The sequence below is a fragment of the Streptomyces sp. NBC_01546 genome, assembly GCF_045208355.1.
Taxonomy (GTDB): domain Bacteria; phylum Actinomycetota; class Actinomycetes; order Streptomycetales; family Streptomycetaceae; genus Streptomyces.
Window position 1 is genome coordinate 4,722,233 of the sequence record NZ_CP109379.1, and the last position, 14,437, is coordinate 4,736,669.

The 14,437-nt window shown below is 71.4% G+C and carries 10 protein-coding genes; 4 read left to right on the plus strand and 6 right to left on the minus strand.

Annotated features, from left to right (window positions below; all coding sequences use genetic code 11):
* Positions 1–44 precede the first annotated feature (44 nt).
* Entirely contained in the window at positions 45–2,636 is a 2,592-nt protein-coding gene (locus OHA89_RS21700) for a bifunctional FO biosynthesis protein CofGH (protein WP_257555832.1), read from the minus strand.
* A 63-nt stretch (positions 2,637–2,699) separates the two neighbouring features.
* Positions 2,700–3,482 (minus strand): SDR family oxidoreductase, encoded by a 783-nt coding sequence (locus tag OHA89_RS21705; RefSeq protein WP_257555833.1) that lies wholly within the window; start codon positions 3,480–3,482, stop codon positions 2,700–2,702.
* A 205-nt stretch (positions 3,483–3,687) separates the two neighbouring features.
* Here OHA89_RS21705 and OHA89_RS21710 point away from each other — a divergent pair, with 205 nt between their 5' ends.
* Positions 3,688–4,947 (plus strand): serine hydrolase, encoded by a 1,260-nt coding sequence (locus OHA89_RS21710; protein ID WP_266609407.1) that lies wholly within the window; start codon positions 3,688–3,690, stop codon positions 4,945–4,947.
* Between the two features lie 13 nt (positions 4,948–4,960).
* On the opposite strand, the gene OHA89_RS21715 is transcribed toward OHA89_RS21710, so the two are convergent.
* A complete protein-coding gene (locus OHA89_RS21715) occupies positions 4,961–6,163 on the minus strand; it encodes a PLP-dependent aminotransferase family protein (RefSeq protein ID WP_266609408.1) in 1,203 nt (400 codons plus the stop codon).
* Between the two features lie 128 nt (positions 6,164–6,291).
* Between OHA89_RS21715 and OHA89_RS21720 the strand changes: the two genes are divergently transcribed.
* Positions 6,292–7,137 (plus strand): hypothetical protein, encoded by an 846-nt coding sequence (locus OHA89_RS21720; protein ID WP_406366879.1) that lies wholly within the window; start codon positions 6,292–6,294, stop codon positions 7,135–7,137.
* A gap of 159 nt (positions 7,138–7,296) precedes the next feature.
* Here OHA89_RS21720 and OHA89_RS21725 read toward each other — a convergent pair whose 3' ends face one another.
* The 3 genes from OHA89_RS21725 to OHA89_RS21735 all read right to left on the minus strand — a co-directional run bounded on the left by OHA89_RS21725 (position 7,297) and on the right by OHA89_RS21735 (position 9,592).
* On the minus strand, positions 7,297–7,506 hold the full coding sequence (locus OHA89_RS21725; protein WP_257555839.1) for a DUF397 domain-containing protein: 210 nt from the start codon (positions 7,504–7,506) through the stop codon (positions 7,297–7,299).
* Between the two features lie 208 nt (positions 7,507–7,714).
* Positions 7,715–8,608 (minus strand): helix-turn-helix transcriptional regulator, encoded by an 894-nt coding sequence (locus OHA89_RS21730; protein WP_215149195.1) that lies wholly within the window; start codon positions 8,606–8,608, stop codon positions 7,715–7,717.
* 249 nt (positions 8,609–8,857) lie between these two features.
* Positions 8,858–9,592 carry a GPP34 family phosphoprotein gene (locus OHA89_RS21735; RefSeq protein ID WP_215149194.1) on the minus strand — a complete coding sequence of 245 codons (735 nt, stop codon included), beginning with the start codon at positions 9,590–9,592 and terminating at the stop codon, positions 8,858–8,860.
* Between the two features lie 172 nt (positions 9,593–9,764).
* Between OHA89_RS21735 and OHA89_RS21740 the strand changes: the two genes are divergently transcribed.
* Both OHA89_RS21740 and OHA89_RS21745 read left to right on the plus strand, forming a co-directional pair.
* Entirely contained in the window at positions 9,765–12,383 is a 2,619-nt protein-coding gene (locus OHA89_RS21740) for a hypothetical protein (RefSeq protein ID WP_406368548.1), read from the plus strand.
* A gap of 118 nt (positions 12,384–12,501) precedes the next feature.
* Positions 12,502–14,364 carry an MFS transporter gene (locus tag OHA89_RS21745; protein WP_406366880.1) on the plus strand — a complete coding sequence of 621 codons (1,863 nt, stop codon included), beginning with the start codon at positions 12,502–12,504 and terminating at the stop codon, positions 14,362–14,364.
* The last annotated feature ends 73 nt before the right edge of the window (positions 14,365–14,437 follow it).

Below are 14,437 nucleotides of genomic sequence, written 5' to 3' on the forward strand. Positions count from 1 at the left end.
GGCTCCACCCGTTCCTCAGGGCCTCAGTCCTCAGCCCTCAGCCCTCAGTCCAGTACGGGCAGCAGCTCCGGCAGGTGACCGTCCGAGGCGCGGGCCGCGTCCTGGCGCTCCCGCGGCACCTCCCCGTACAGCGTCGTGCGGGCCTTCGCGGGCCGCCCCGCGGCCTCGGCGACGGCGATCAGGTCCCGGACCGACTTGTACGAGCCGTAACTCGATCCCGCCATCCGCGAGATCGTCTCCTCCATCAGGGTCCCGCCGAGGTCGTTGGCCCCGGACCGCAGCATCTCGGCCGCGCCCTCGGTGCCCAGCTTCACCCAGCTGGTCTGGATGTTGGGGATGTACGGGTGGAGCAGGATCCGCGCCATCGCCGTCACCGCCCGGTTGTCGCGGACTGTGGGGCCGGGCCGGGCGATGCCCGCCAGGTACACGGGCGCGTTCGTGTGGATGAACGGGAGCGTCACGAACTCCGTGAAACCGGCGACGTTGTTCGACAGCGCGGTCCGCTGGATCCGGGCCAGCGTGCGGAAGTGCCCCAGCCAGTGCCGAGGCTGGTCCACGTGCCCGTACATCATCGTGGACGAGGACCGGATCCCGAGCTCGTGCGCGGTGCTGATGACCTCGATCCAGTCCGCCGTCGGGAGCTTGCCCTTGGTCAGGACCCACCGGACCTCGTCGTCCAGGATCTCCGCCGCCGTGCCCGGGATGGAGTCCAGCCCGGCCTCCTTGGCCGCCGTCAGCCAGTCCCGTACGGACATCCCCGTCCGCGTGGCCCCGTTGACGACCTCCATCGGCGAGAAGGCGTGCACGTGCATGCCGGGGACGCGCTGCTTCACCGCGCGCGCGATGTCGAAGTACGCCGTCCCCGGCAGGTCCGGGTGGATGCCGCCCTGCATGCAGACCTCGACCGCGCCCACGTCCCAGGCCTGGGCGGCCCGGTCGGCGACCTGGTCCAGGGACAGCGTGTACGCGTCGGCGTCCGTGCGGCGCTGCGCGAAGGCGCAGAAGCGGCAGCCCGTGTAACAGACGTTGGTGAAGTTGATGTTGCGCGTGACGATGTAGGTGACCTCGTCCCCGACCACCGACTTCCGCAGGTCGTCGGCGATCCGGCACAGCGCGTCCAGCGCCGGGCCGTCCGCGTGCAGCAGGGCGAGGGCCTGGTCGTCGGTGAGCCCGGTCGGGTCGTCGGCGGCCTGCGCGAGCGCGGCCCGTACGTCGGTGTCGATCCGCTCGGGCACCATGCCGGGCGCGGCCGCCTCGCGCAGCGACTCCCAGTCGCCGTAGACCTCGTCGAAATCGTCGCGGCGGTCGCCGGTGCGGCCCTCCGTGTCGATGGTGGTGTGCAGATCGGTGCGCCCGTACGCGGTGAAGCCCTCGTCCGGCTCCTGCCACGGCCGGCCCTCGACCCGCGCGGACTCGTCGGCCAGCCCGGTGTCCGGGTCGGCCAGCGCGCGGACGTGCGGCAGCAGCCGGGGGTCCAGCCAGGGCTCGCCGCGCTGCACGAACTCCGGGTAGACGCAGAGCCGTTCGCGCAGCTCGAAGCCGGCCGCCCGGGACTGCTCGGCCAGCAGGTCGATCTGGGGCCACGGGCGTTCGGGATTGACGTGGTCGGGGGTCAGCGGCGAGACGCCGCCCCAGTCGTCGATCCCGGCGCCGATCAGGCGGGCGTACTCCCCGTCGACCAGGTTGGGCGGCGCCTGCAGGCAGGCGGACGGGCCCATGATGTGCCGGGCGACGGCGATCGTGGCGACGAGGTCGTCGAGTTCGGCGTCCGGCATCCCGCGCATCGCCGTGTCCGGCTTGGCGCGGAAGTTCTGGATGATCAGCTCCTGGATGCCGTGGTAGGCGCGGGAGACACGGCGCAGCGCGAACAGGGACTCCGCGCGCTCCTCGTACGTCTCGCCGATGCCGATCAGCAGCCCGCTCGTGAAGGGGACGGAGGAACGCCCGGCGTCCTCCAGGACGCGCAGCCGGACCGCTGGCTCCTTGTCGGGGGAGCCGTGGTGCGGGCCGCCCGGCTCGGACCACAGGCGGGTGGCCGTGGTCTCCAGCATCATGCCCATGGACGGGGCGACGGGCTTGAGCCGCTGGAAGTCGGCCCAGGACATCACGCCCGGGTTGAGGTGGGGGAGGAGGCCGGTCTCCTCCAGGATCCGGATCGAGATGGCCCGTACGTAGGAGATGGTGTCGTTGTAACCCTCCGCCTCGAGCCACTCGCGCGCCTCGGGCCAGCGGTCCTCGGGCTTGTCGCCGAGGGTGATGAGCGCTTCCTTGCAGCCGAGCTCGGCGCCGCGGCGGGCGATGTCGAGGACCTCGTCCGGGGACATGTACATCCCGTGTCCGGCGCGGCGGAGTTTGCCGGGGACGGTGGCGAAGGTGCAGTAGTGGCACTTGTCGCGGCACAGGCGGGTGAGGGGGATGAACACGCTCTTCGAGTACGTGATGACACCGGGCCGCCCGGCGGCGGCGAGGCCGGAGTCCCTTACGCGTGCGGCGGAGGCGGCGAGGTCGTCGAGCGCCTCGCCGCGCGCCTGGAGGAGTACGGCCGCCTCGGTCGCGTCGAGCGCGACGCCGTCGCGGGCCCGCCGGAGCGCGCGGCGCATCGCGTTTTCGGTCGGAGCGTCACTCGGAGTGGTCATGGGCCGAGCATACGATCCGGTCGCACGGGCACGGGAAGGTCATCGGGATGCTCATCGGGATCGTCATCGCATCAGCTCACCGGCGTTGACCAGCAGCGACTGGCCGGTTATCGCCCGCGCCCGGTCGGAGGCGAGGAAGGCGGCGGCGTCGGCGACGTCCCCGTCGGTGGCGAGCTCGGGCAGCGCCATGCGCTCGGTGAGGCGGGCGTGGACCTCGGCCTCGGGTACGTTCTCGGTGTGGGCGGTGAAGGTGACGAAGGCCTGCACGGGCGGGCCCCACATCCAGCCCGGGAGCACGGTGTTGACCCGGATCCGGTGCGGGCCGAGCTCGCGGGCCATGGAGTACATGGCGGAGGTCAGGGCCCCTTTGGAGGCGGCGTAGGCGGCCTGCTGGACCTCGTTGGGCGCGGCGACGGCGGACTGCGTGCCGATGATGACGACGGAGCCGCCGTTCTCCTTGAGCGCGGGCAGGCAGGCCCGGGTCATCCTGAGCGTCCCCAGCAGGTTCACGTCGATGATCTGCTGCCAGGTCCCGAAGTCGGCGTCTTCCAGACCGCCGAAGTACGAGTCCCAGGCGGCGACGTGCACGACGGCGTCGATCCGGCCGAACCGCTCCCGCGCGAGCGCGGCGAGGGCCTCGCACTGGCGCTCGTCGCCGATGTCGGTGGGCAGGTAGGCGGTGTGCGCCCCGTCGGGGTCGATCTCGGCGGCGGACTTGGCCAGATTCGCCTCGGTCCGCGCCCCGAGCACGGCGTTCCCCCCGTCCCGCACCACGGTGGCGGCCACCTGATGCCCGAGCCCGGCCCCGACCCCGGAGACGATGACGGTCTTCCCTCGCAGCAGCATGACGCCCTCCAGACGCAGACTATCTGACGGCCCGTCAGGCTAGGCGAGCGCGCCGGGCTTGGGAAGGGGCGGGGCGGGAGCCGGGCGGGGTGCGAGGTGCTCGCCTCGCGGCGTGGGGGGTGCGGGCCTACCCTGGTGCTGCTGCCTTGATCCTTGTGCTCCTACGTGCATTCGTACCGCTCCCCCGTACGACAGGAGGCATGCCGTGAGGCCGACGTACATACGGTTGCGCCGGGCCTGCGTGGCCGCTGCCGCCGCAGGTCTGCTCGTCACCCCGGGCGTCGCGGGCCCCGCGTACGGGGCTCCCACCCCGGGGCCGTCCGTCTCCGCCGCCCCCTCCCCGGACGGTGACGCGTACTTCCCGGAGCTCACCCCGGCCGTCGCGGCGAAGCTGGACGCCGCCGTACAGCGGGTCCTGCGCGAGGCGCAGGTGCCGGGCGTGATCGTGGGCCTCTGGGCTCCCGGCAAGGGGAGCTACGTACGGACCTTCGGCGTGGCCGACAAGGCCACGGGCTCGCCCATGGAGACCGGCTTCAACATCCGGATCGGCAGCGAGACCAAGACGTTCACGGTCACCGCGCTCCTCGAACTCGTCGACCAGGGCAAGCTGGGCCTCGACGACACCATCGGCAAGTACATCAGCGGAGTCCCGAACGGGGACCGCATCACCCTGCGCGAACTGGCGGGCATGCGCAGCGGACTGTTCAACTACAGCCTGGACGAGGACTTCAACAAGGCGCTCGCCGCCGGTCCGACACGGCCCTTCACGCCACAGCAGCTGCTCGACTACTCCTTCAAGCATCCGGTGCAGTTCGAGCCGGACGCCGACTGGCAGTACAGCAACACCAACCTGATCCTGCTCGGCCTCGTGGTGGAGAAGGTCGGCGGCAAGCCCATCCAGGAGTTCATCCGCCAGGAGGTGCTGGAGCCGGCCGGGCTGCGGCAGACGGTCTTCCCCACCGACGCGCACTTCCCCGACCCGCACCCCCAGGGGTACACCAACGACACGACCGGGAAGGTCGTGATCGCGACCGACTGGAACCCGTCCTGGGCCTGGGCCGCGGGAGCGATGATCTCCGACCTCATGGACCTGCGCAGCTGGGCGCGCACCGTTGCCACCGGCACGCTGCTGACGCCAAAGACCCAGGCCGAGCGGCTGAAGACCACCTCGATCAACGGCATTCCGGGCGCCGGGTACGGGCTGGGCATCTTCAACGTCCAGGGCTGGATCGGCCACAACGGCTCGCTGCCCGGGTACGAAACCCTGACCGTCTACCTGCCGGAGGCCCAGGCGACGATGGTCGTGCTGCTCAACACCGACATCCTGCACGAAGGCCAGGAGCCCAGCACCCTCTTCGGCGAGGCCATCACCAGGATCGTGACCCCCGACCACGTGTACCCGGGCCACAAGCCGACCGCCCCCAAGCCGACTGCCTCCAAGCCGGCCGCCTCCCCGACCGGCTGACGCCCGGCTGCCGCTAACCCGCGGCCCGGGCCAGGCGCGCCAGCCCCTCCGTGATCTCCTCCGGGGTGTGCGTCGTGAAGGACAGGCGCAGCGTGCGGGGGTCCGGGGGGCCCGTGAAGAAGGGGGATCCAGGGACGAAGGCCACGTCGTGGCCGAGGGCCGCCTTGAAGAGGGCCGCCGCGTCGTGGGTCTCCGGGAGGCGGGCCCAGACGAACATGCCGCCCTCCGGGCGGTTCCAGACCGAGCCCGGCGGGAGGGTGTCGGCCAGGCCCGCCAGCAGGGCGTCTCGGCGGTCCCGGTAGGCCGCGCGGACCGTGGCCACGTGGGCGTCCAGGTCCACCGCGGACAGGTAGTGCGCGGCGGCCAGCTGGTCCACCGTCGACGTGTGGAGGTCCGCCGCCTGCTTCGTGACCACCGCGGCCCGGCGCAGCGACTCCGGCGCCCGCAGCCAGCCCAGCCGCAACCCCGGCGCCATGATCTTCGAGAAGCTGCCGAGCAGGGCGGTACGGTCCTCCGCTCCCGGGTGCGCCGCCAGCCACGGCACGTCCGTGCCCTCGTAGCGCAGGTCCCCGTACGGGTCGTCCTCGACCAGCCACAGCCCCAGCCGCGCTGCGATCTGTGCCACCGCCGCCCGGCGGGCGCCCGGCAGGGTGCGTCCCGTCGGGTTCTGGAAGGTGGGGATGGTGTAGAGCAGCTTGGGGCGCTCCCGGGCGACGATCTCCTCCAGGGCTTCGGGAATGATCCCCTCCGCGTCGCAGGGCACCGCCACCACCCGCGCCCCGGCGAGCCCGAAGCACTGGAGTGCCGCCAGGTAGGTGGGGTTCTCGACGAGCACCACGTCCCCGGGCTCGACCAGCACGGCGGTGATGAGCGTGAGGGCCTGCTGCGAGCCCGAGGTGACGAGGACGTCGTCGGCGCCGGTCGGCAGGCCCCGCGCCGCCGCCCGCCGCGCGACGGCCTCGCGCAGCTCCGGCGCGCCCTCGGTGGTCGAGTACTGGAGCGCCCGCCGCGCCGACACGGCGAAGGCGGCGTCGTAGGCGGCCCGCAGGCCCTCGGTGTCGAACAGTTCGGGCGCGGGGAGGCCGCCGGCGAAGGAGATCACCCCGGGGCGTTCGGTGAGCGCGAGTATCTCGCGTACGGGAGAACCCCCCACCGAGGCGGCGCGCGAGGCGAACGCGGGCGGCGACGTGAGAGCGGAGGCGGCGGCAGCAGGCACGGGTGGCTCCTCTGGGAGTGGGGTGCGGGCATCGTAGCCGTCGAAAGATGCAGGCACCACGTATGTGTCACATGCTGAACGGCCCCGGAGGGCTCGTGATCTGACGCCACATCAGCTAGACCGGTCCCATGACGACAGAAGAGCGGGACACCCGCGCCGAGGACTACGCCGAGCTCGCGGCCGTCGGCCCGTACGGCGTCCGCCCCGGCCATGCGCTGATCACCATGGTGGAGCCGCACCCGGGCCACGAGTACGCCTACAACCGCTGGTACGAGGACGACCACTACTACGCCGGCGCCATGGCCATGCCCTGGATGTACGCCGGCCGCCGCTGGGTGGCCACCCGCGAGCTCCAGGAGCTGCGCTACCCCGAGAAGTCGGCCGTGGCCCAGCCCGTCACCGCCGGCTGCTACATATCGACGTACTGGGTCACCGAGGGCCGCTACGACGAGCACATGAAGTGGACCGTCGGCATCAACAAGCGGCTCAATCGCGACGGCCGGGTCTACCAGGACCGCACCCACGTGTTCACGGCCTTCCAGGACCACGAGGCGACCGTCTACCGCGACGGAGCCGCCGGTCCGCGGGACTTCCACGCCCTCGACCACCCGTACGCCGGTCTCGTCGTGCAGGTCGTCGACGCCGACGGGCCCGAGCAGCGGGCCGAGCTGCTGGAGTGGCTGCGCGCACGCGCCCTGCCGAAGCGGCTGCACGGCTCCCCGGCCGCGATGGTGACGGTCTTCCGCCCCACGCCGCTGCCCGGCGACCGGATGACGTACGTCAAGCAGGTCGAGGGGGTCGACACCCGCCTGACGCTCCTGTGGTTCCTGGAGCAGGACCCCCGGACCTGCTGGGACCGCTTCCAGGGGCTGGACGCGGAGGTCGCGGAGGCGGGGCTGGGCCGGGTGGAGCTGGTGGCGCCGTTCATCCCCACAGTGCCGGGGACCGACCGGTACGTCGACCGGCTGAGGTAGCCGGAACACGGACATGGCCGAGCCCCCTCGGCCAGGACGGCGGGCCGGTCGAGAGGGCTCCAGTCAGTGGTGCGGGTACTGCCTGTGGTGCGGGTTCTGCGTGTACTGCCTGTGCTGCGGTTAACGCACTCGGGTCGGTTGGGGAGCATGCCGTGACGTTCAGGCGAGGCGTCCCAGCCGGCCCTCGTTGACGCCGTCGACGAACGAGGTCCAGGAGCCGGGCGCGAAGGTGAGGGACGGGCCGTCCTGCACCTTCGAGTCGCGGACCGCGATGGCTTCCACAACGGGGGACTTGACCTCGACGCAGGCGCCGTTGGCGGAGTAGGAGGACTTGGTCCAGCTGTGCGTGGCGCCCTGACGAATAGCCATGTTTCTCTCCGGTTCAGCGAGTAGTTCCGTTTGCCGTGTCGGCCGGCCGGTTCTCCGGCCCGACGTGATCGACGCTACCCGCAGCTCCTGACGGGTGAAGGAGGCATTCACCCGACCGAGTGGCATATTCCATTCAGGCCTTCTGTGGCCGGGGAGTGACGGTGTACGGTACCGGCCCTCCCCGTCGCCCCAGGGGTTTCCTGCTGTTTTATCGCGTCTCGCCGACCTTGCCCGCGTATTGGTCGATGATCCCGGAGATGAACTGCCGGGTCTGGTCGACGTTGAGGGCCTGGGCGCGCAGGTGCTCGTACATCACGCTGTACTTCTGCACGTCGTTGGCCTTCTCCAGGTACAGGTCGCTGGTCACGCCCTCGATGTAGACCACCGTCGAGTCGGACGCGTCAGGGAACTCCAGAATCGCGTACTGGCCGTTGACGCCCGGATGCGCGCCGAGCGAGAACGGCATCACCTGCACCGTGATGTGCGGCTGCTCCGACTGCTCTATCAGGAACTCCAGCTGCCGGATCATCAACTCGGCGTCGCCCACGCACCGGAGCAGCGCGGCCTCGTCGATGACCGCCCACAGGCGCAGCGGCCCGAGTTCCGGATTGTTGTTCTCCGTCTCGGAGAGCCGCTTCTGCCGGTGCATCCGGACCTGGACGCGCTTCTCCACGTCGGCCGGAGCGGTCTCCGGCCACGCGCCGCGGACCAGGGCGTGGGCGTACTCCGTCGTCTGGAGCAGCCCCGGGATCACCAGGGGCTCGTACGTGCGCAGGCTCGCGGCGTCCGTCTCCAGGCCGATGTAGACGCTGTACGGGATGTCGCCGAAGGCGTGCCACCAGCCCTGCTGGCGGGAGTCCTTCGCCATCTGCATGAGCGAGTCCACGAGCCGGGGGTCCTCCACCTCGTACACCTCGCACAGGTCGCGTACGTCGCGCTGGCTGATGGACCGGCGGCCGTTCTCCAGCCGGCTGATCTTGGACTGGGAGACGAGGAGGCGCTCGGCGACCTGTTCGGCCGTCATGCCCTTGTCCTCGCGGAGCTTGCGCAACTCCATGCCCAGTCGGCGGCGTCGGACGGTGGGATTGACATTGGACGCCACGTGAACGGCACCTCCGCCTTCTTCTGTCGTGCAGCTGTCTGTCTCTCTGCGTGTCTGATGTTGAGCAGACTGCCACCGAAGGGTGCGGCGGCGCTGGGGAACGGCCGGGAAAAACAGACGCGCGGGGCGTCGGGACCGGTGGACCGGCCTCGTCACCCCGCGCGCTGGCGGCCTCCGAACCGGGTCTTGGCCGACGTCGGTTACGGCGATGGAACGGGTGGAACGGGTCGAACAGGTCGAACGGGTGGATCAGTGCGCGGCCGCGCGGGCCATCGCACCCGTCCGGCGCGGCTGCAGCGGAACGCTGCTCGCCGTGGCCCGGGCGGGCGGTACCGGGGCGCGGTCACGGCGTGGCTGTGCGGCCACACCGTTCTGGACGTCCATCACGGCGTGCGCCACGAGTCCGCCCATGGGGTCGTGCCGGATCAGGTCCCGCAGCCGGGACCTGGACGACCGCCCCTCGTTGCCGGGGTACAGGTGCTTGCCGAGTCCGACCGCGTGGGCCAGTGCGGCGAGCGCCGCGGTCCGCGGGTCCGGCGGTACGCCGGTGCGGATCGCAGTGTCCAGCCGGGCACGGATCTCCCGGCTGATAGCCGTGTCCGTCGCCTGGTAGCGAGTCGTCGGCAGCACCCCGCACATCTGGCCCGCGACGGCATGGACCATGCCGCAGCGCTCCAGGTGAGCGAGGTAAATCTGGCGGAGTCCCAGTCGGGGTCCGCCAATCCAGTGGACGGCCCGTACCGGACTGCCGCGCCTGCGCAGCAGTTCCAGTGCGGAGTCCAGAGTCGGATCTCCTGTCGGCCGTGGCATCACCACGGCGATACGATCCCCGTCAGGGGCTATCCGTCCTGCCAGAGCCAGCTCCACTAGCTGTGCCCCGGCCAGGCCGAGGTCGAGCGACTGCGGCTGCGCCGTGGTACCCGTGGCCGGGTCCAAGGCGAGCAGCAGAAGCTCCTCCGGAATTGTTCTGCGGCTCCTGCCCATCCATGCCTCCCCGCGTGGATGAGTGACAGGGTGACGCCTCTCACATTCATCTGTCGAGAGCGCGTGGCCGCTTTGTGGGGGAACCCGCAGCTATGTCGTTCTCGTCTATCACGTGGGCGATGCCCCCTAGACGGGACACTGTTAGACATTCGGACAGCCGGACGTGGCGACGATGGAGGAGGAACTGGTGGCGGGCGAGTCCCCCGACAAGTCGGTTGATGAAGGAACGCCGGGGGCGGCGTCGACCTCCGCGGAGCGTGATCCGAGGCTGTCGGTGTTCCGGCCGAGGGATCCTGAGGGTGCGGATGTTTCTGCGGACGTGGACGCGGACGCGGAGCCGGACGGTTCCGGGGGGCGTGACGCGCTCCGGGACGCGGTAGCGGCGTGGGTCGCCACGGCCGAGGAGCCGGCGGCCGCCGCCGGCGCTGGCGCTGGCGAGGAGTCGGCCGAGCCCGCCGAGCCCGCCGAGGATTCCGCTCCGGCGGAGCCGAAGGCTGCCCCGGCCGAGGAGGCCGCGGTGGCGCCCGCGGCTGATTCCGCTTCGGCGCAGGAGCCATCGGTCGACAGTGAGCGCACCGCCGTCTTCCGCGCTGTGAAGCCGGCCGCCGCCGAGCGGCCTTCCGACTCCGCTTCGGCGGGCAAGCCGGTCGCTGACGAGCGCACGGCCGTGTTCCGTGCGGTGAAGCCGGCGGCCCCGAAGGATGCCCCGGCCGAGAAGCCGGCGGAGCCGAAGGGCGCCCCGGCCGAGAAGGCGGCTGCCGCGCCCGCAGCTGATTCCGTTTCGGCGGACGAGCCGGTCGCCGACGAGCGCACGGCCGCGTTCCGTGCGGTGAAGCCGGCGGAGCGGAAGGATGCCTCGGCCGAGAAGGCCGCAGCTGATTCCGTTTCGGCGGACAAGCCGGTCGCTGACGAGCGCACGGCGGCCTTCCGTGCGGTGAAGCCGGCGGAGCCGAAGGATGCCCCGGCCGAGAAGGCCGCAGCTGATTCCGTTTCGGCGGGCAAGCCGGTCGCTGACGAGCGCACGGCCGTGTTCCGTGCGGTGAAGCCGACGGAGCCGAAGGATGCCCCGGCGGGTCCGGCGGCTGATTCCGCTTCGGCGGACGAGCCCGCCGACAGCGAGCGCACCGCCGTCTTCCGCGCCGTGAAGCCGGCTGCGCCGGAGGACGCCCCCGTCAAGGAGCCCGCCCCGCGCGAGCGGACCGGCGTGTTCCGGATTCCGGCGGTGGATTCCGATGCGGACGCCGCCGACAGCGAGCGCACCGCCGTGTTCCGTGCCGTGAAGCCGCCGACGGCCGCCGAGCGGCCCGCGGATTCCGCTTCGGCGCAGGCCGCGCAGCCCGCGCCGCCCGCACCGCCGAAGGCCAGCACCTTCGTGCCGCTGCGCACGGACACCCCCGAGCAGCAGCCGAAGCCCGCGGCCCAGGTGACGGCCCCGGCCGCGACCTCCGGCCCGGCCCCCGCCTCGCTGGACCGGTCGGAGCGGACCACCCAGCAGCCGCTGCCGCCCAAGCCGCCGCTCGACATGCTGGCGGACCTCACGAACAACCCGCCCCCGCCGCCGAGCCCGCTCCGCACCGCCGTCCGGCGGTTCAAGATCTACTTCCCGCTCGCCGTGCTCCTGGCGATCATCCTCGCCGTCGTGCAGCTGGTGCGCCCCCTGCCCGAGCCGAAGCTCGTGATGACGGCGCAGTCCTCGTACACCTTCGGCGGCGACAAGCCCCAGCTGCCCTGGCCCACCGAGGGCCAGGCCTACATGGCCGCCGCCGGCCTCAGCACGCTCGGCCAGTCCGGCGAGCAGAAGCCGGTGCCCATCGCCAGCGTCACCAAGTCGATGACGGCGTACATCATCCTGCGCGACCACCCCATAAAGAAGGGTGAGCAGGGCCAGATGATCGACGTCGACAAGACGGCCGAGACCGAGGGCAAGAAGAACAACTCGACCGACAACGAGTCCACCCTCGACACGGTCAAGGAGGGCGAGAAGATCTCGGAGTACGACGCGATCGCCGCCCTCATGATCCCGTCGGCCAACAACATCGCGCGGCTGCTGGCGCGCTGGGACTCCGGTTCCCAGGAGGCGTTCGTCAAGAAGATGAACGACACCGCCAAGGAACTCGGCATGACCAACACCACCTACACCGACCCCTCGGGCCTGGACGCGACCACGGTCAGCACCGCCGAGGACCAGGTGAAGCTGGGCCTCAAGCTCGTCGAGATCGAGACGCTGCTCGACATCACCAAGAAGCCCAAGTGGATCGACCCGTCGGGCAAGGAGTGGCGGAACTGGAACGGCCTGACCGGACCCACCGGCGCGCTCGGCATCAAGACCGGTACGACGACCAAGGCAGGCGGAAACCTCCTCTTCGCCGCCCAGAAGAAGGTCGGCAAGACCAACCAGCTGATCGTCGGAGCCGTCCTCGGCCAGCACAAGGCGCCGATCATCGACACCGTGCTCGCCGCGAGCAAGCAGCTGATGCTCGAGACCCAGAAGGCCCTCGAAGGCGCGACCGTCCTGAAGAAGGGTGACGTCGTGGGCTACGTCGACGACGGTCTCGGCGGCCGGACGCCCGTCGTGGCCACCGCCGACGTGCAGGCGGTCGGCTGGGCCTCGCTGGCCGTCGACGTCAAGCTCGCGGACGGCGGCGCGAAGATCCCGCAGACCGCGAAGGCCGGAACCGAGATCGGCGTGCTGACCGTCGGCGAGGGCGCCAGCCAGGTCAAGGTGCCGGTGGCCCTGCAGAGTGAGCTCGCCGCACCCGGCATCGGCAGCAAGCTGACGCGCGTCGGCTGACCGTCGGTGAGAGCGTGAATCCGGCGTCCCGGGCAACCCCGGGGCGCCGGGACGCGTCTTGGGTCCAGGGACGTGGACGTGTGTGCGGGTGTGGACTCATGTGTTGGGGAGTACGTCAGTGACCACCGCTGAGCAGCGGCAGCAGCAGGAGGGCCGGCGCGGCGAGGGCCACGGCGGTGGCGCGGCGGTGCCCGCGCCCCCCGCCCCCGCTCCCGGTGGCATAGGAACCCGGGCTCTGGACCGGATCCGCCGCCACCCGGTCGCCGTGTCGACGCTGCTCGCCGGGGTCCTGCACGTCGTCTGGTTCTTCAGCTTCGCCAACAGCGGCGGCGACCTCGCCGCGCAGGACGCCTGGGCCGAGTTCGTCGGCCGCCATCCCGACTCGGCGTACAACCTCGCCTGGTACGGCGGCATGCACCCCGTCTCGTACAGCGTGGTCTCGCCGTACCTCATGCACATGCTCGGCGTCCGGACCACGATGATGATCGCGGGCACCGTCTCGGCCGGGCTGCTCGCCCTGGTCCTGACCCGCTGCCGCGGCGCCGTGCGCGAGCCCCTGTGGCCCGCCCTGGCCGGGGTGTACGGGCTGCTCTGCAACGCCCTGTCGGGCCGCGTCACCTTCGGCCTCGGCGTGATGTTCGCGCTGGGCGCCGTCGCCGCCGTCTTCTGCTGGCCGCGCAAATGGGCGGAGCGGCGCTGGGCCAAGGCGGCCGTGGCGGCTCCGCTGGCCGGGCTCGCGACCGCCTCCAGCCCGGTCGCCGGGCTCTTCCTCGGGGTGATCGCGGCCGCGCTGTTCCTGAGCCGGCGGCGGCCGGGTGCGTACGCGCTGGGCCTGGCCCCGGTGGTCGTGGTCGGGCTGTCGGCCTGGCTGTTCCCCTTCTCCGGGACGCAGCCGATGAAGTTCGGCTCGGCCTGGCTGCCCTTCGTGTTCGCGCTTGCGGTGCTGTTCCTCGTACCCGAGCGGTGGAAGACGGTCCGGATCGCCTCGGCCGTCTACGCCTTCGGGGTCTTCCTGACCTGGGCGATCGACTCCCAGATCGGCTCGAACGTCACCCGGCTGATCATGCTCTTCGGCGGGGCGGTGCTGCTCGCGGCCCTCCCGTACGAGTTCCCGCGCTCGCGGCGGTGGTACGCGCTGCTGCTCGCCTTCGCCGGGCTGAACATCTGGATCACCACCAACAGCATCACGGACATCGTCCGCACCACCCCGGTGGCCGCCTGGAACCGTGAGCTGGCCCCGCTCGTCGACCAGCTGCAGAAGGCGGGCGCCGAACGCGGCCGGGTCGAGGTGGTCCCGGCCAGCAGTCACCGCGAATCCTCCGCCTTCCCCTCGTACGTGAACCTCGCGCGTGGCTGGAACCGGCAGGCCGACCTGGAGCGGAACCCGCTCTTCTACGACGACACGCTGACCGCCGACAGCTACCGGGCCTGGCTGGAGCGCTGGGCGGTGCACTACGTGGTGCTGCCCGCCGACAAACCGGACTCGGGCGGGGAGGACGAGGCGAAGTTGGTGCGCGAGGGACTCCCGTACCTCCAGCAGGTGTGGGGCGACACGAACTGGCAGCTGTTCAAGGTCCACCAGCCGACGGACCTGGTGTCCGGGCCGGCGACGGTGGTGCGGGCCGGCGCCGACCGGCTCGTGATCGACGTGAAGCAGGCCGGGCGGGTGCTGGTGCGGATCCCGCACTCGCCGTGGCTGGGGCTGGTGGACACGGCGGGCAGGCCCGTGGCGCCGCCGGAGGAGACCTTCGCGTCGAAGGCGAAGGCGGCCGCTGTGAAGGAGTACGCGAACACGGCCGGATGCCTGTTCAAGGCCGCTCCGGACGAGGCGGGCGACGTGTGGACGGAGCTGCTGGCGCCGGCCCCGGGGGAGTACCGGGTGGCGGCGAAGTACCAGCTGCCGCGGGGCACGCCCTGCCCGGAGGAGCTGGTCCACGGCACGCTGGGGCCGCCGGAGCGGCCGGCGCCGCCCCGGCCTTGATCCACAATTCTTTTACGTCCGGTCCGGGTGCGTTGGTCCGTATATCTGCATACGATCCCAGTAGTCCGATTGG

Coding starts and splice junctions, on each gene's coding strand:
- OHA89_RS21740 (WP_406368548.1), top strand. CDS start 9,765: ATGGAGGAGGAACTGGTGGCGGGCGAGTCCCCCGACAAGTCGGTTGAT.
- OHA89_RS21720 (WP_406366879.1), top strand. CDS start 6,292: ATGACGACAGAAGAGCGGGACACCCGCGCCGAGGACTACGCCGAGCTC.
- OHA89_RS21700 (WP_257555832.1), bottom strand. CDS start 2,636: ATGACCACTCCGAGTGACGCTCCGACCGAAAACGCGATGCGCCGCGCG.
- OHA89_RS21725 (WP_257555839.1), bottom strand. CDS start 7,506: ATGGCTATTCGTCAGGGCGCCACGCACAGCTGGACCAAGTCCTCCTAC.
- OHA89_RS21705 (WP_257555833.1), bottom strand. CDS start 3,482: ATGCTGCTGCGAGGGAAGACCGTCATCGTCTCCGGGGTCGGGGCCGGG.
- OHA89_RS21735 (WP_215149194.1), bottom strand. CDS start 9,592: ATGGGCAGGAGCCGCAGAACAATTCCGGAGGAGCTTCTGCTGCTCGCC.